The sequence below is a fragment of the Providencia lanzhouensis genome, assembly GCF_050469745.1.
GTDB classification, from domain to species: Bacteria; Pseudomonadota; Gammaproteobacteria; order Enterobacterales; family Enterobacteriaceae; genus Providencia; species Providencia lanzhouensis.
Genome location: NZ_CP174123.1, coordinates 1,481,074 through 1,498,854, shown reverse-complemented (window position 1 = coordinate 1,498,854; position 17,781 = coordinate 1,481,074). Strand labels below are relative to the sequence as shown.

Below are 17,781 nucleotides of genomic sequence, written 5' to 3'. Positions count from 1 at the left end.
TATCACGATGTTTGATTAGGAGGTCTAAATGAATAGAAAAAGCGATGTAATCCAAACTCACCCTGTTGTTGGCTGGGATATCAGTACTGTCGATGCCTACGATGCGATGATGCTACGTTTACATTACCTCCCTGAACAGAACAATAGCCTGGATAGCGCAATAGTTGATAAAACCATGTGGCTGACAACCGATGTAGCCAAACAGCTGATTAATATTCTTCAGGCTGGAATTGATAAGATTGAGTCTGGCGAATATCTTGAATCTGATTTCAAAACTCATTAGCAGGTAAAAAGAATGGATATTTGTCTCATAACAAATATCCATTCACTATCATTTAACCACTCCAATTTACATCATTAATAAATGAAATTTTTCTGCTTATTATTAAAGATAAAATAGAAACTATAAATTATGAATTAATTGCAAATACAAGCGGTAATTTATTATTTTTATTATTACTTTATTGACTTCAATATCGATTCCAATTTATTGTAATACTCTTTTCGAACAAGGATGTTCCCTATGAGAATATTAGTTATTGATGAGTGTTATTATACCCGCCTTGGTATTACCGAATATTTATCTTCTAATAGAAAATTAAAGTTCATTAGTACAGGGTGCATTAATGAAGGGATTGAATATATCAATAAATACTCGCCCAGTATTGTTTTGGTAAATTTAACTTACTATTGCCATTACTCGAGTTATTGCCCAACGTTGAAAACTCTACTAAACAGAACCAGTAGCATTCGATTCTATATCTACATCAATGCCGCATACCCTTTAACAGACAAGCCTCTGTTACTAAAAGATAATTTTTTCATCATGTCAAAAAATATCATGACTCAAACATTGGATAAAGTTATCACTGATTCAGAGCAAATAGAAAAAATAACTAAGCTTGCTAATAATAATGACTCATCCATCTTTACTATGAAAGAACAAAATATAATTAACAACTGGATGAATGAAACCCCTAATCATATTATCTCTAGAAAATTAGGCATAAGTAACAGCACCGTTTATTCACAAAAACGGCATATTACATCAAAAGTATTTGTTAAAAACAGAATTGAACTATTTTTTATTTATAATGTTTTTAAGTATCTTTATTAAAATAAAAAGCCCTTTTAAAAAGGGCTTTCTTCATTTAAAAATAATATTACTTTTCGCTATTTAATAATCCATCCGCTAAACGATGGCGAGATTTATTAAATATTTTATTACTCACTTCACGGCCAGCACGGCGAGTACGCTGCTCATCTTCAGGCAGCTTCATCTCTTCGGTACACGCATGGCTGCAGCAGCCTTCATATTTTTCAGCACAGCTTGGGCATTGAATAAACAGTAAATGGCAACCGTCATTTTTGCAGTTAGTGTGAGTATCACAGGCTTCCCCACATTGATGGCAATGCGCTAAGGTATCATCCGTAATACGCTCACCCATACGGTTATCGAACACGAAGTTTTTACCTTTGAAACGTAGCGGCAAGCCTTGTTCTTTTGCTTTTCGCGCATATTCAATGATCCCGCCTTCCACATGATAAACATTCTGGAAACCGTTATGCAGCATGTAAGCGCTCGCTTTTTCACAGCGGATACCGCCCGTGCAATACATCACCACATTTTTATCTTTCTGGTCTTGCAGCATTTCAACCGCCATTGGCAGTTGGTCTCTAAAGGTATCTGATGGCACTTCAATCGCATTATCAAAGTGACCCACTTCATATTCATAGTGATTACGCATATCAACGAAGATAGTGTCTGGATCATCAATCATCGCATTGACTTGCTCGGCTTTTAGATACTGCCCAGTATTCGCAGGATTAAAAGTTTCATCATCAATACCATCCGCAACCACACGATCACGGACTTTCATGCGCAGTACCCAGAAGGACTTACCATCATCATCAATAGCAATGTTCAAACGCAGGTCATTTAAGGCCGGGTCTGTTGCGTAGATAAGTTCCCGCAACACATCGACATTGGAGGCAGGTACGCTAATTTGTGCGTTGATCCCTTCTTTGGCAATATACACTCGACCAAATACGCTCAACGCTTTGAATTGTTGGTACCATTCATTACGAAATGCTGTAGGGTCTTGAATATTGAAGTATTTATAAAAAGAGATTGTGGTACGCGGCTCAGTTTCAGCCAACATACGTTCTTTAAGGATTTTATTCGAAACTTGGTTGTGTAACACTGGCATGGTGTTCGCTTTCCTATGTAATACTTTGATATAAAAAAGATTTAAATCACCAGCAAAGAATTGCTCGTTAATTTTGAGTTATTATCCCTTTTATTATGTTAATAAAAAACCCTTTATTTGAAAGGTTATTGTTAGGGGAATATATTGTGATGATTTATTAGGGGAAATAATTCTTTTTAGAAAAGAAAAAAGGGAGGGCTCCCCCTCCCTGGCATTTGCCGAAGTTACGATGGGTAAACCGCATCGTAGAGCGCAATGTCAACTGCTTTAGGGGTACTTCCCTACTCCGCTATGCAGAACAGAGTAGGTCAGAAACCTCTTTACTGCTTATATTACTAACTACACTTTACTACTTACACTTTACTAACTTACAACCTACTGGATGGACTTCTGTCTTAACCAATTAACTCGATACGAGCTGGCAAACCTTGTCTCACGGAGGCGCCAGATACCCAATCAAGCCATGTATTTGCCACTTCACGAGTCGGGTCTGCGAACCCTAAATCATTCAAGTTAATACCTGAACCATTTGCCGCATTCATCGGCATGGCTTCACCGTCTAAATAGTGTTGTTTTGCACCCATTTCGGTGTGGCCATAACCATGTTCAACGGCGAGAACTCCGGGCATAACCCCATCGAGCACACTAATTTGAGCCTCAGCATGGCCACCCGGTGTAGTGATCTTGATCCAATCCCCATGTTTAACGCCCATTTTCGCTGCATCATCAGGGTGAATAGCTACCAAGTTAGTCGGTTTCACATGACGCAGACGCTCAATCATGGTTGTGGAACTGCTCATCACATGAGATTTAAATGACATCATTTTCAATGGCCACTCTTTCTCTGGGAATACCGCATTCACATCTTCACCGTTTGCCATACGCGGTGGATAGTAGGTCGGGCAACCACTAAAACGCTCACCGGTGATCGCATGACGGTTAATCGCCACCGTAGGGTTCCAAATTTGTAACCCTTTTTTCCACTGTGGACCCGTCCCTTCGCCATCCCATGCTTTCTCATAAGGTGCGAATCGACCACCGCGCGTAAAAATATACGCAACACGGCGAACTTCTTCAGGTTTCAATGTGCGAGTAATTTGCGGCATGATACGTTCGACACCACTGATCGTAATGTCTTCTGTTGCCGCCTCCGGTACCGGTTTTTCACCTAACCAAGCCATATTAGCCGCCACACGCAGATAGTAATCTTCCGCGGTATTTAACGGATACATATTGCCATCCATATCTGCAATCACATTGTCACCAAAACCCGGTAAATTTAGTTCTTTAGCAACTGCGATACAGAATGACTCCATAGAAACAGGCTGGCCGTCCGCTGTTTTCGCCGTGCGGGACTCAACAATCGGCCAACGCGCAGTACTCGCTTTCACCTGAACACCTGACCATGGTGCACTGAAACCCCAGCTCTCGAAGTTATGGGTATCTGGCACAATGTAATCCGCTAACGCGGTCGTCTCATTCATGAAAGCATCAATACCAATAATCAGCGGTAGATGTTTGGGATCTTTCAGCTTCTCTTCCATCACCTGACGAATACCCGCAATACCATAAACTGGGTTCGTCATATTGGTGATCCACGCCTTCAGAGAATAAGGGTATCCCATCAATGCTGAAGCCAATTGTTCAGTTAACTGACCTTTCGCAAACGGATACCAAGGCGCTTTCGCTGGGTACGGTTTTTCACCTGCCGCCACTCTTGCTTTAAATTCATCCGACTTTTCATACACTTCATTACTGCGCGATAGTACCATACCCTTCGGTTTCACCTTGCCTTTGTAGCCTGCGATATTGTAGCGAGGACCATCATTTTCCCCGTTAAATTTACCGCCACCGACAGAAACACCACCTTTTAAGTTTAAGTTACCAATCAACGCATTAAGCATAATCACAGACCATGCTGTATAAAAACCATTGCCACTCATCATACCGCCGTGAGATATCACCGCCGCTTTTCTGTCATAAGAGGTTAATGCTTTTCCTAATGATTCAATGGTTTTTACAGGGACTTGGCAACGCTGACTGTATTCTTCCAGCGTCATACGATCGGCGGCTTCTTTTAAGCATTGGAAGCTTGATTTCACCGTCACTTCACTACCGTCATGAAGCGTGACTTGACGAGTCACAAACAACTCTGCATTTGTCACATCGTCCGCCAGTTTCAGTTCGCCGTTTGCATCCTGAACCAAATAGGCTTTTTTCTCATCCTCACCCTCTTCAGCCACTACACCAGTTAGGTGAGATTGCTGTAACAGATTACCTGCCAGAGGATGGGCATCATCAGTGATCACTAAATGGGTCGAGTTGGTCCAGCTTTTCTCGCCAGCCGCTTCCATGGATTTTTCGCTTGGCACACTCAGATAAGCGGCGTTATAGCGGTCATTTTCGATAATCCAACGGATCATCCCCATCACCAACGCAGCATCGGTACCCGGTTGAACAGGTACCCAGTGACCATGGTCATTGGCCAATGTGGTCGTCAATGGCAGAGCTGGAGACACCACCACATAGTTAAACGAGTCACGTAAACGAGCACTCGCTAACTGGCGACCTTGGCGTTTAAATGGGTTACCTGATTGCGCTGGAGATGTTCCGATAAACAGCGCAAAACGTGTATTATCCCAGTCCGGTTTGACGTGGGCGTTTTTATCCAAGTCATCCATCAACGCACCGGAACCTGCACGATAAGCTAAACCGCAGTAAGAACCATGGGCACCAAAGTTTTTGCTACCAAAAGCGTTTTGCGCAAAGCGACGAATAAAGCCATCACGACCATCATCCCCAGCGTTAGTCACCAGTAACTGGTTAGCTTTGGGACCTAATTTCGGTTGAGCAGGATCCAGCGGCGTTTCTAAATCACGGATAGCACGCAGACCATCCACATGACCTTCACCAAATAAATCCCCACCTTCAACCACTTCTTTGATTAACTGCTCAAAGCTAATACGTTCCCACTTCCCTTCACCGCGTTTACCAACGCGTTTCATCGGTTCGAGAATACGTAATGGACTGGTTAACCCTTCCATCAGTGTTGCGCCACGAGCACACGCAGTTGAACGATGTTCTAATCCACTTTCACCGCCCATTTTGGCAAGTGCAGTGGATAACGGCATCCCGTATGGAAAGTGTTTTTCATGGGATAGAGGGTGGTATGGGTTCCCCGCAATTCGCAAAACTTCATTTTTCGCACTGTCCACACGGGCTCGAATACCGCATTGAGTCCAGCAACCGAAGCATTGTGTCATTGAAACCACTTGCGCAGGGTTCTCTTTCCAACCACCAATCGCCGTTCCTTCAGGAATAAGCGAGTTACCATTGATGCGATCCAGTGTCACTTTGCCAGAAGTGCCATCCACTAAACCATCTACAGCACGTTTGGCAACTTCACGATAGCTCGCCCCAAAAAGAGCAAGACCACCGACAACTAAACCACCTTTAAGCCATTGACGTCTTGAGAATTTAGCCATGTTGCACTCTCCCCGCAAACCAGCGAACACCTTCGCGAACAATAATTGTTAATGCAATCCACAATCCAAATGTACCGACAATCGCCAGTAGTCCATCATTACCTAATGGGAAATGGTATGGATTGGTGATGATGTTGTATTTTGGTACCGCTTGAATCTCCATCAGGAAAATCCAACGTAATACCCACGCTAACGCCATAGACACTAACGCTAAAACCGTAATGTAAGGAACGGAGCGAACTGCTTTCACATTACTCAGCGCCATCACAAACGTGATTACCCACAGCGCGCATACGCCCATTAACATCCACCAACCTGGGCTTGTGACATCTAACTGTTGACGAACTGCAATTCCAGATGTGGTATCACCAGAGATCCACAGTGCAAAACAAACAGCAAACAGGAGTAACGTAATCACTTGAAAACGCGCTAAACGATTTTGATATTGCGGCTCACGACGCGCACCTAAGCTAATCAGCGCTGGCAGCACTTGCATCGCACTTAAGAACATTAGTACTGGCATCCACCAGCTAAACCAAATTGGACGAGCCACTAACACAGAGGCTTCACGACCGGTATATAGCAGTAAACCAATAGATGATAACGCACTCAGTAACGCTACCCAGCGGGTCGCTTTATACTCTTTCTTCCAAATCAATTTGACCAGCAGCGCAACAAAGTACAACCCAACAAACGTGGTAAACAGCGGTAGCAACACCGAACCCCACCACATCCAAGACCACATTGTTGGATGCGCATAGAAGTGCCATACACGCGCGGTTTGGTGCAAGTCAGCGGTTAATGCTAACGGCGCCGTGATCCCCATCGTGATAGCAATAAACACGGCAATCATTTCTAATCGACCGTTTCCACTACGATTTTGCCAATGAAGATAGCAGGCATACAGCACCGCACAGGCAGCAATCCCAATAAAGAAAAAGTATTGCACCGCCCAAGGAAGCCAGAAAAACTCTTGCGGCTGCGCCATGATTTCGGAAATATAGGTCACTTGTTCGCTCATCAGAACACCTCCTGCCATAATGCCGGTTGCCCTTTACCTTGCAACGGTTCCACAAACGCATCATCCAGCCCTAAATAAAACACCTGCGGCAACGTACCACTTTCCGGTTTCAAAACTTTGATTTGCGCTTCGTGCTCAGAAAGCATCTTACGAATAGTGCTATTCGGGTCTTTTAAGTCACCGATAATGCGCGCGCCACCCACGCAAGATTCGACACAGGCTGGCAATAAACCAACTTCTAAGCGATGCGCGCAGAACGTGCATTTATCTGCAGTTTGTGTTGAATGGTTAATAAAACGCGCATCGTACGGACAAGCCTGCACACAATACGCGCAGCCTACACAACGCTCATTATCAATCACCACAATGCCGTCTTCACGTTGGAACGTTGCTTGTACTGGGCAAACAGGCACGCAAGGTGGATTATCACAATGGTTACACAGGCGAGGCAGTAGAACGTTAGTGAACCCTTCTTCCCCTTTTAGGGAGACCTGATATTGGTTAACCGTCGTTCTAAATTGACCTTGAGGTGTTTGGTTTTCGACAGAACAGCTGACAGTACATGATTGACATCCTACGCAACGGCGTAAGTCAATCAACATGCCATAGCGTTTCTCAGGGTTGCCTTCACGGCGAGTTGGGGAAAAACTTAACCCCGCCTCGGCGATTGGGATCAGCGATGCCCCGGCAGTGACGGCCCCAATCTGTTGTAGGAATTTTCGTTTACTCAGATCCATAATCGGCTCCAGTATTGACATTGCTAATGCGAAAATAAAAGTTAATAATCAATCTATTATTGGTTTATCTTACGTATTGGTAACACCGTGTTACCGATGTCTGATAACCACTAAATTCTTATTTCTCTTTAAAATCGGTGTGTTATCTTTGTGCTACTCTAATAATTCTGAGTTCATAGTAAGAAGAAAAGCCTTGCGCCCCTATTGTGGTTTTCCACATACCCGAAGGGATCTTGATCTAACGCAACGAATAAACCTCAAATGTTAAAAAAAACGTCTATGCCGTTGTATCACATACTTTTAATGACCCTGCTGTTATGGTGCATTCCGGCGGGTGCGGCGCAATGGACAATTGGTGTTCTCGCCCTGCGAGGACCGAGTTTCACTCAGTTGCACTGGCAACCTTTAGTTGACACCCTCAATGAGTCCATCCCGGGTGAACGCTTTACCCTGCAACCCCTGAATCTTGAAGAGATGAAAGAAGCGATTTCGAATCGCAAAATTGACTTTTTACTCACTAACCCTGCTCAATTTATCCAACTCGATAACCGCTATCATTTACGCTGGCTGCTCTCTTTACGCTCGGATGTGGAGCCAAACAGTACGACGCGCAACGTGATTGGTAGCCTTATTTTGGTCCGTGGAGATAGCGACATTCACAGCGCGGATCAGCTCATTGGCAAAAAAGTCGGCGCAATATCTCCCGATGCATTTGGGGGATATCTATTAGGTTATAAAGTGTTAAGGGATTTAGGGTATGACACTGAAAAAGACTTTCGGATGCAGTTTTTGGGCTTTCCCGCGGATGCGCTGTTATACGCTTTACGGGATAAATCCCTCTCTGCGGCAATTGTCCCCGTCTGTTTATTAGAAAATATGGACAGTGAAGGACTGATTGATAAACACCAATTCCGTCCGCTTGTTCAAAAAGAGAGCGCGTTACCTTGCCTAACGAGCACCGAACTTTACCCCAATTGGTCATTCGCCGCGTTAAGCGAAGTTCCTGACAATTTAGTGGATAAAGTCACCAAAGTTTTGCTATCTGGCGATACGCCTAATATGCGCTGGGGAGCTCCAGCATCCATCACACAAGTAGAAAACTTACTGCGCGACGTTAACCAACACCCACAGCAACGGGAAATTTGGCAAGATATTGTCAGTTGGACAATTCAACACCAAATTACCATCGGCATTATCGCCTTAATATTCTTATTGTTGGGTATTAACCACGTCTGGATAGCCTTCTTGGTTCGCCGTCGTAGCCAACAGCTAGAAGTCGCACATAACCGCCTACGTCAGCAAGAAGCTAATCTACAAAAAGCTCAACGACTCAATATATTAGGTGAAATGGCTTCTGGGTTTGCCCATGAATTGAATCAACCATTATCCGCAATTCGAAATTATGCCCAAGGCTCTATTTTGCGATTGAAGAAAGAGTCGGAAAACCACCCTCTTCTTGGTGCGATCAGTAAAATTGATGAACAAGCTCAACGGGGTGCTGACATTATTCAAAACCTACGTTTATGGGCAGGAAAACCGGGACAAGAATCCTGTCTGACACTACGCCAGCAATCCGTCAAACAGACCATTAATCATATCTGGCAACTGTTGCAAGTTGAGCAACATTTCCCAACCGTTAGGTTGCAATTACCCGAAACTCCCGATGTCCAGCTCTTGCTACCAGATACCTTACTCGACCAGCTGCTCTCAAATTTAATCAGTAATAGCCTACAAGCGGGCGCCACCACATTAACCTTTGGCTTTCACTTTGCCGATGGACGTTTTTTACTTGTATTACAAGATGATGCCGGTGGAATGCCTGACGAGCAGCTTAATCAAGGGATCATGCCATTTGCCACCACTAAACAGGAAGGGCTGGGACTCGGATTGGTGATTTGCCAGCGATTAATTCAAAGCCAAGGTGGGGATATTCGCATTGAAAATCAACATAATGATGAAGGTAAGAATGGGCTGCGCGTGACGCTAATTTTTAATTACTCGAGATAATCAGAATATAGCGCATGTTTTGCCACACAAAAGATAACATTCCCAATAACTATATGTGACAATGTTATGGATACCATTTATATAAGCAAGATACTTATACAAACAAGAAATAAGCCACGAGGTATGAATTAATGCCAGTCATTCACCTTGTCGACGATGACACCGATGTCACTGATTCCTGTCAATTTTTACTCGAAACGCTCGGCTATAACGTTACCGTATGGAACGACAGTGAGCAGTTCATCCAGCAAGCCCCTCTGCATGAGGAAGGTATTGTATTGCTCGATATGCGTATGCCAAAATTTGACGGGCGCCAAGTACATCAATACCTGAAAGAGCAGCAAAGCACCCTCGCGGTGATTTTCCTTTCTGGTCATGGGGATATCCCGATGGCGGTTGAACAGGTGAAATTAGGCGCTATCGATTTTTTACAAAAACCCATTGATAGCCAGCAACTTGCCGAAACCCTTGAGCAAGCTCGCTTACAAACCATAAAAGCCACTGAACGCACATTGATTAAACAGCGTTATGAAACCTTAACGCCGAAAGAAAAAGACGTTTGCACCTATGTGCTTCAAGGGCTAATTAACCGTGAAATTGCAGAAGTGGCTTGCGTATCTGTGCGAACCGTTGAAGTACATCGCTCACGAGTGATGGAAAAAATGGCAGTGAGAAACCTTGCCGAATTAATGAGCACCATGCAAACAGCACAACTTTTTGCGGGTTAATTTGATATCATTCAGATTAACAAGCTATTTTTAATTGAAATCCACTTAAGTAGAAACCGAAAAAACAATGATCCCAGCACCAAAGTTTGAAAAAAGTTTATTACATCCTCGCTACTGGCTAGTTTGGTTTGGCATTAGCGTGCTCTACCTGCTCGTCCTGCTTCCTTATCCCGTCATTTATTGGATAGGTACCCGTTTGGGGCGTTTCTCCAAGCGCTTCTTAAAAAAACGTGTCCAAATTGCCGATCGTAATCTGCAATTGTGTTTTCCTGAGATGAGCCAAGAAGAGCGCCAAAAAATGGTGGATAAAAACTTTGAAGCCGTCGGTATGGGTGTTTTCGAAACGGGAATGGCGTGGTTCTGGCCTGATTGGCGAGTGCGCCGCTGGCTTAAAGTTGAAGGTCGTGAAAATATGCTCGCCGCTCAAGAAACCGGCCGTGGCATTATTGTGTTAGGCGTCCATTTCTTAACGTTGGAAATCGGCGGTCGTGCATTTGGTATGTTGAATCCCGGCATTGGTGTTTATCGCGCTAACGATAATAAACTGATGGACTGGCTACAAACTCGTGGACGTTTGAAATCCAATAAATACATGCTCGACCGTAAAGACGTTAAAGGCATGATCCGCGTATTAAAAGAAGGGGAAATTTTATGGTATGCCCCTGACCATGATTACGGTCCTAGAAACAGTTCATTCGCGCCATTATTTGCGGTAGAAAAAGCGGCAACCACCAATGGCTCACAAATCTTATTATCTCTTGGCAATCCACTCGTTGTACCATTTTCAGCTATCCGCTTACCCGATGGTAAGGGTTATAAATTGCTGATCCAGCCGGCCGTAGATAATTTCCCTGTAGACGATAATGTCGCCACCGCAACGATGATGAATCAGGTCATTGAGAAAGAAATTTTACGAGCGCCAGAGCAATATATGTGGATGCACCGCCGTTTTAAAACGCGTCCAAAGGGAGAACCTTCCCTGTACGGCGATTTAGATAAAATCCACCACCGCTAGGCTGCCTATTCCCGAAATTTTTCGCATTGAAGCAGGCAGTTATCCCAAAATAGTTCGTGTTGCAGCTAGGCGGCAAATGAGTGGATCCCCAGGAGCATACACAAGTATGTGACTGGGGTGCGCGAATGAAGCCAACAACGCTGCGGCGCGAAATATGAAGGGAGAACATGAAGAAAAGTACTTACTGGAAAAAAAACCTCTACATCGTCTGGTTCGGCTGCTTTCTAACGGGCGCTGCCTTCAGCTTGATCATGCCTTTTCTTCCTCTGTATATCGAAGAACTTGGTATTACTGACCATGGCTCTTTGAATTTATGGACGGGTGCCGTTTTCAGTATTACCTTCCTATTTTCCGCTATTGCCGCACCTTTTTGGGGGCGCCTTTCTGACCGCCACGGTCGTAAATTAATGTTGCTGCGCTCTGCCCTTGGGATGGCGATTGTCATGGTGCTGATTGGCTTTGCGCAGAATATTTGGCAACTTTTGGCTTTACGGGCGCTTTTAGGCTTACTTGGCGGGTTTGTCCCGAATGCCAATGCGCTAATTGCCACCCAAGTCCCCGTGAATAAAAGTGGTTGGGCGATGGGTGTCTTGGCAACTGGCGCGGTGAGCGGCGCATTGATTGGTCCACTGATTGGTGGATTACTTGCCGACCAATATGGCTTGCGCCCAGTATTCTTTATTACCGCTAGTGTGTTGTTTATCTGCTTTTTTGTGACACTTTTCTACGTCCGTGAGCGTTTTACCCCCGTTTCACGCAAAGATGCTCTGACCGGAAAACAAGTTTTTGCCTCTTTACGTAATAAAAACTTAGTGATCAGCCTATTTTTCACCACCATGATCATCCAAGCATCGATTGGTTCGATTAACCCAGTGATCACCCTGTATGTTCGGGAGCTTTCAGACTCAATTGATAATCTTGCTTTTATCAGTGGGATTATTGCATCCATTCCCGGCGTTGCTGCACTGATTAGCGCCCCTATGCTCGGTAAACTGAGCGATCGCATTGGACCAGACCGTGTTTTATTAGCCGTACTTGCCGCCTCAATTTTTGTTCTATTTCCGATGGGGCTCGTCAGCAGTTATTGGGAATTAGGCGCTCTGCGCTTCTTACTCGGCGCCCTTAACGCCGCGCTGTTACCCGCCGTACAAACCTTAATTATTTATAATATTTCTCACCAAATCACTGGGCGAATATTTAGCTACAACCAAGCATTACGCGATGTAGGTAATGTCACTGGTCCTTTAATGGGTTCCTTTGTTGCAGCAACATACGGCTTTAGAGCCGTGTTCTTCTTCACCGCCGTATTAGTGTTGGTCAACCTCATTTACTCTTGGCTTATCATTAGGAAGCAATCCGATGGTTTAAGAGCATCTCCCTCTAAAGAGTAATGTTAATGTGTCCCTTTTACGCCAAAACATAACTTTTTATTATCTTTTCCACGAAAAGTTTATAAGCGCAAAAAATATTTTGTAACTCATTGTTTTTAATTAACTTAATCGATTCAAAAAACATTCTTTTATTGTCAATAAAAATCCGTTATTCTGTGCCCCCTTATCGTAAGAATGAGAGTTACATCGAATTTTCATCTTAAAACTGACTTTCTTACGATAAATTCATTCTGCTTATTAGCAATTTTATAATAATGTATGCCGAAAATATGTTTGCAACACAGCATTAACATATCAATAAAAAACAGTGATGGAGTTTCTGCTCCACATTCACAATTCGGCACAACCTCTTAAGTCACAACGTATTGGAGTTCACAGATGAGTCATTCTGCGACTAAAACTAAAACTTTTTTCGGGCATCCTTACCCGTTGAGTTCGCTTTTCCTCACCGAAATGTGGGAACGTTTTTCTTTCTATGGTGTTCGTCCTCTTTTAATCCTCTTTATGAGTGCAACTTTGTTGCAAGGTGGCATGGGGCTGCCGATTGAACAAGCATCTGCTATCGTGGGTATCTTCGCGGGTGGTGTTTATATCACTTCATTACCGGGTGGCTGGCTCGCGGATAACTGGTTAGGTCAGCGTCGTGCCGTTTGGTATGGTTCTTTGATCATTGCATTGGGTCACTTGTCGATTGCGCTGTCTGCGTTATTTACCAATACCTTCTTCTTCGTGGGACTGCTGTTGATCGTATTAGGTACCGGTTTATTTAAAACCTGTATCACCGTAATGGTTGGAACCCTGTATAAGAAAGAAGATACGCGTCGTGATGGCGGTTTCTCTCTGTTCTACATGGGTATCAATATGGGTTCATTTATTGCCCCATTAATTATCGGTCCATTACATGAAAAATACGGCTGGCATTTAGGTTTCGGTTTAGGTGGTTTGGGTATGTTAGTTGCCCTGCTTATCTTCCGTTTCTACGCGATCCCACAAATGCGTCGTTATGACAAAGAAGTTGGCTTAGATTCCACATGGAATCACCCTACCGTTCAACGTAAAAACGTCGGTAAATGGGTTGCTGTTGCCATGGCTGCACTGGCTGTACTGGTGGTGTTAATCAATAATGGCACTATTCCATTCAACCCTTCAGTAATAGCAAAAAGCTCGGCTTACATTATTTCTACGTGTGTGGGTATCTACTTTATTTTCATGTTCTTCTGTGCAGGTTTAAACAGCAGTGAGCGCTCTCGCTTACTGGCTTGTTTGATTCTGTTAATTGCTGCGGCGTTCTTCTGGTCTGCATTTGAACAAAAGCCAACATCATTTAATATCTTTGCGCGTGACTATACCGATCGCCAATGGGGTAACTTCGAAATCCCAACCATTTGGTTCCAATCAATCAACGCCTTATTTATCATTCTGTTAGCGCCTATTTTCAGCTGGTTCTGGCCTTCTTTGGCTAAGCGTAATCTGAACCCAAGCAGTATGACGAAGTTTGTGATTGGTATCCTGTTCGCCGCGGGTGGTTTTGCGGTCATGATGGTTGCCGCTAACCACGTTCTGGCAACACAAACTGGCGTTTCACCATTCTGGTTAGTCGGCAGTATTTTATTACTAACTTTAGGTGAACTGTGCTTAAGCCCAATTGGCTTGGCAACCATGACATTACTTGCACCACAGAAAATGCGCGGTCAGGTGATGGGATTATGGTTCTGTGCAAGTGCGCTGGGTAACTTAGCAGCAGGTATTATGGGTGGTAATATCCGTAAAGACCAACTGGATTCAATGCCAGACCTGTTCTCCCACGTTTCTATCGCACTGGTTATTTGTGCTGTTGTGCTAGCGGCCCTGATTATTCCAGTCAGAAAAATGCTGCAAAACGCAGATAAAAACGAAGCAAAAGCGAAATAATATTATTCGTTATTAGATAATCGTTGTTGGCGTAATAATCTCAAAAATTATTGCGCCAACCTCTCCTCAATACTGCAAATCTCGTGCTACTCTTCCCTCACTTTTCTAATCATAATGCGTTATTTCCTTTCAAGGATCTTTTACGATGAGCACACTGTCTGTTCCGGTTTATTATGTCGATGCGTTCACTGATACCCTATTTCATGGCAATCCGGCCGCTATCGTTTTACTTGATGAGTGGCTTCCTGATGACAAGCTTATCGCTATCGCCGCCGAAATTAACTTATCTGAAACGGCTTTTCTGGTAGGTGAACATATCCGCTGGTTTACACCGGTGATGGAAGTTAAATTGTGTGGTCATGCTACCCTTGCCGCTTCATATATTTTGAACCAGTTTAAGCAGCACCCAGCAAACCCTATTGTATTTCAGTCCTTATCTGGAGAACTGACGGTTCATAAAAATCAAGAAGGCTTCACATTAGACTTCCCTATTTTAGATTGTGAACCTGCCGATTTAAGCCAATATCCACAATTAAGCGAGATCCTCGGAACCCCTATTTCTGAACTGTATTTAGCCAAAGATCGCTATATCTGTTTTGTTGATTCACCAGAACAAGTGCAGAATTGCCATCCCGATATGTTGCGTCTTGCACAATTACCTTTGCAGGGATTAACCATTACCGCGAAAAGTGCTGATAGCCCAACTCACGACGAACAATGTGACTTTGTCTCTCGCTATTTTGCGCCAGCCAAAGGTGTTAATGAAGATCCCGTCACTGGCACCTCTCACTGTGCGATTGCTCCTCTTTGGGCTAAACGCTTACAGAAAAACCCAGTATTAGGTCACCAAATTTCTGCACGTGGTGGAAAAATACACTGCTTAGTTGAACAAAATCGCGTCAAAATGACCGGAAAAGCAACACTCTTTTTAGCCGGAACGATTCACTTTTGATTAATCACTGTATTTATTTGTGATCAGGATTACACTTATCGGCAACATTAATGATATGTACATTAATGTTCCGGTAAGTAATTATCTTTCCCGGTTCAAGTTTTTAAATAGTGAGAATTCAAAGAAAGTAAGGCTTAAATATGCGTTCCGACGTTGATGATGTAATCAAACAAAAAATTGAACAATCTGTTACCCATGTTTCTAAAGTGGTATTCCCAACCACCACTAACCACCATAGCACTCTGTTCGGTGGGACTGCATTAGCATGGATGGACGAAGTTTCCTTCATTACCGCGACCCGTTTTTGCCGCAAAAGATTGGTAACTGTCTCCACAGAAAAAATCAATTTTACCCACCCTATCCCATCAGGCACCATCGTTGAATTAGTCGGGGAAGTAATCCGAGTTGGTCGCACTAGCCTTACCGTTAATGTCTCTATCTTTTTAGAAGATATGTACGCTGAGGGACGAGAAGAAGTGATCCACGGACAGTTTAATTTCGTGGCTATTGATGAAAATGGCAAACCAACCCCATTATTTGAACAGTAATCACGGATCTCTCTTTACCACCATTCATACTGGTAAATAAAAAATGTGCGCCCGATCATTAAGATAGAGCGCACATTATTCATATTCTCGACATTAAGCGAATGCTAAGAATGGAGAGATACACAGTAAAATTCCGGTAAAAATAATCAGATATAAAGAAATACCTTTATATTTATGCAACATAGGGACTTTATAGACTAAATACGCTGGAATTAAACAACCCACCATCCCGAAAATTGGACTACAGATTGATGTGAAGCTCAGCACTGGTGCGTTCAGGATAATCGCTCCCCATGCTAATAGCACAGCAAAAATCATAATGCCGTTCTTCACCCAATTTTCATTAATACGCTCAACCGGCATAATACGTTGTAATATGTTCATCACAATGCCTTGAGTGGCTTCACGGAAACCTAAATAAACCCCAAAGAATGCGGTCATGACGGCAAAGATATTTAGCATGACGCTGACGACAGTCACCCAACCACCTGGGAAGAATTTCGCTGCGATAGCCAATGCAGAAATATTCTGCTCGTAAGCTTTCACTGCTTCATCGTGCCCCATAGCTAATGTGAATGATACTGCGTAGAAAAAGACGGTACAGAATAAAACAATAAACGCGATATTCATTGCACGCAGAGCTTTATAACGAGCCACTTCACGGTTCACGTTTTGGCTACGGAATGAAATCACCATTGGGCTTAATGTTTGAATAAACAGAATCGATGTTAATGTGAAAGGTAGTGTGATGACTGCCTCTTTGAATAAGCGACCAACAGGCGGCAATGAACCCACATTATATAAGTGCCACATCCCGACCATGGAAATACCCAATGCGGCAACCACAAATAATTTAGTCAGAACCATAAAGCTTGAAAGCTTAAATAGCAGTTTTTCACCGCGAGAAGAAATGGCGACTAAAATACAAATCAGAACCAGACCATACCAAGGACTTTCAGATAATAACCCATCCGTTACACCAAAAGTTTGAAAATATGATGCACTGTCATTCGTGATTGCCGTTGAATAAACAAACATCCAAATTACCAGCATAATAAAATAGAGTGCGCCAAGCAGCATACCCCAGTTTTTACCTAGGTATCCGCTGATCACACTTGGATAATCTTTACATTCTGGTGATTCCGCCAGCGTATTAATAAACAGACGCTGAAACAAATACATTGCAGGATAACCGACAACGGATGATAGCAAAAATACCCATAAACCCATCAAGCCAACTTGTACGGGGAGAAAAACAATCCCCGCACCAATCGCCATCCCGATACTCATAATCACCCAACCAACATCTGTGCCATCAAACTTAGTGGCAGCACGCCATTGTTCTTGTGTCATGCCTGCACGAGAAGCCGCCGTAGAAGCTTTTCCATCATCGACATTATCTATTGTAGGGATCGTAGCCATAATTACTCACTTAATATTGTTGAACTCTTAAAAGAGAATTTTTTTTGTTTTAGATGCGACTTAAGTGGTTATTTCTTTCAATAACCTTAATTATTTGCAGGCTATTATAATGATTCCATCATAGAGGATATGTGAGAGAAAAATTATCTCTTTATTAACCTATAAAACCCCCAATAAAGAGAATATTTTTCTCTAAAAAGAGCAATCCGACGTAAATATCTCTATCTATCGACAGAAATAATCCCTATTAATTGTTTTTGGACGCGGTAATTATAACCCTTTGTTTTTAAAGGTGTTAGTCTTTTAATAACCCATAAGTGATTATTAACAATTCCAACAATTATCCTTTTATTT

General features: G+C 43.2%; 14 protein-coding genes. 9 read left to right on the top strand and 5 right to left on the bottom strand.

Features of this window, described 5'->3' with window-relative positions:
- Positions 1-28 precede the first annotated feature (28 nt).
- Together bssS and ACIH2S_RS06850 are read left to right on the top strand one after the other, a co-directional pair.
- Complete coding sequence (gene bssS, locus ACIH2S_RS06855; protein ID WP_036951542.1) at positions 29-283, top strand: biofilm formation regulator BssS; 255 nt, start codon at positions 29-31, stop codon at positions 281-283.
- Positions 284-523: 240 nt separating this feature from the next.
- Complete coding sequence (locus ACIH2S_RS06850; protein ID WP_036951544.1) at positions 524-1,117, top strand: LuxR C-terminal-related transcriptional regulator; 594 nt, start codon at positions 524-526, stop codon at positions 1,115-1,117.
- A gap of 46 nt (positions 1,118-1,163) precedes the next feature.
- On the opposite strand, the gene ACIH2S_RS06845 is transcribed toward ACIH2S_RS06850, so the two are convergent.
- The 4 genes from ACIH2S_RS06845 to ttrB form a co-directional block, all read right to left on the bottom strand.
- Positions 1,164-2,210 (bottom strand): rhodanese-related sulfurtransferase, encoded by a 1,047-nt coding sequence (locus tag ACIH2S_RS06845; RefSeq protein ID WP_108479566.1) that lies wholly within the window; start codon positions 2,208-2,210, stop codon positions 1,164-1,166.
- Positions 2,211-2,605: 395 nt separating this feature from the next.
- Entirely contained in the window at positions 2,606-5,695 is a 3,090-nt protein-coding gene (gene ttrA / locus ACIH2S_RS06840) for a tetrathionate reductase subunit TtrA (protein WP_108479565.1), read from the bottom strand.
- Positions 5,688-6,716: a tetrathionate reductase subunit TtrC gene (gene ttrC, locus ACIH2S_RS06835; protein WP_195848060.1), complete on the bottom strand. Its 1,029-nt coding sequence runs from the start codon at positions 6,714-6,716 to the stop codon at positions 5,688-5,690. Before ttrC ends, ttrA begins: the two co-directional genes overlap by 8 nt.
- Entirely contained in the window at positions 6,716-7,453 is a 738-nt protein-coding gene (gene ttrB, locus ACIH2S_RS06830; protein ID WP_108479563.1) for a tetrathionate reductase subunit TtrB, read from the bottom strand. The genes ttrC and ttrB overlap by 1 nt, the downstream gene beginning before the upstream one ends.
- 261 nt (positions 7,454-7,714) lie before the next feature.
- On the opposite strand from ttrB, the gene ttrS reads away from it, so the two are divergent.
- The 7 genes from ttrS to ACIH2S_RS06795 all read left to right on the top strand — a co-directional run bounded on the left by ttrS (position 7,715) and on the right by ACIH2S_RS06795 (position 16,005).
- Complete coding sequence (gene ttrS / locus ACIH2S_RS06825; protein WP_430248333.1) at positions 7,715-9,460, top strand: tetrathionate respiration histidine kinase TtrS; 1,746 nt, start codon at positions 7,715-7,717, stop codon at positions 9,458-9,460.
- A 131-nt stretch (positions 9,461-9,591) separates the two neighbouring features.
- Positions 9,592-10,188 (top strand): tetrathionate respiration response regulator TtrR, encoded by a 597-nt coding sequence (ttrR, locus tag ACIH2S_RS06820; protein ID WP_036951558.1) that lies wholly within the window; start codon positions 9,592-9,594, stop codon positions 10,186-10,188.
- 67 nt (positions 10,189-10,255) lie between these two features.
- Complete coding sequence (locus ACIH2S_RS06815) at positions 10,256-11,203, top strand: Kdo(2)-lipid IV(A) acyltransferase (RefSeq protein ID WP_108479562.1); 948 nt, start codon at positions 10,256-10,258, stop codon at positions 11,201-11,203.
- Positions 11,204-11,370: 167 nt separating this feature from the next.
- Positions 11,371-12,594, top strand: coding sequence for a multidrug efflux MFS transporter MdtG (gene mdtG, locus ACIH2S_RS06810; protein WP_108479561.1), 1,224 nt, complete (start codon positions 11,371-11,373; stop codon positions 12,592-12,594).
- Between the two features lie 378 nt (positions 12,595-12,972).
- The gene (locus tag ACIH2S_RS06805; RefSeq protein WP_036951563.1) at positions 12,973-14,505 is read left to right on the top strand and encodes a peptide MFS transporter; all 1,533 of its coding nucleotides are present in this window, start codon (positions 12,973-12,975) and stop codon (positions 14,503-14,505) included.
- 145 nt (positions 14,506-14,650) lie between these two features.
- Entirely contained in the window at positions 14,651-15,457 is an 807-nt protein-coding gene (locus tag ACIH2S_RS06800; RefSeq protein WP_154600303.1) for a PhzF family phenazine biosynthesis protein, read from the top strand.
- Positions 15,458-15,597: 140 nt separating this feature from the next.
- Entirely contained in the window at positions 15,598-16,005 is a 408-nt protein-coding gene (locus tag ACIH2S_RS06795; protein WP_036951567.1) for an acyl-CoA thioesterase, read from the top strand.
- Between the two features lie 93 nt (positions 16,006-16,098).
- Here the strand turns inward: ACIH2S_RS06795 and ACIH2S_RS06790 are convergent, their stop codons facing one another.
- Entirely contained in the window at positions 16,099-17,427 is a 1,329-nt protein-coding gene (locus ACIH2S_RS06790) for an amino acid permease (RefSeq protein ID WP_036951569.1), read from the bottom strand.
- Between the last annotated feature and the right edge of the window lie 354 nt (positions 17,428-17,781).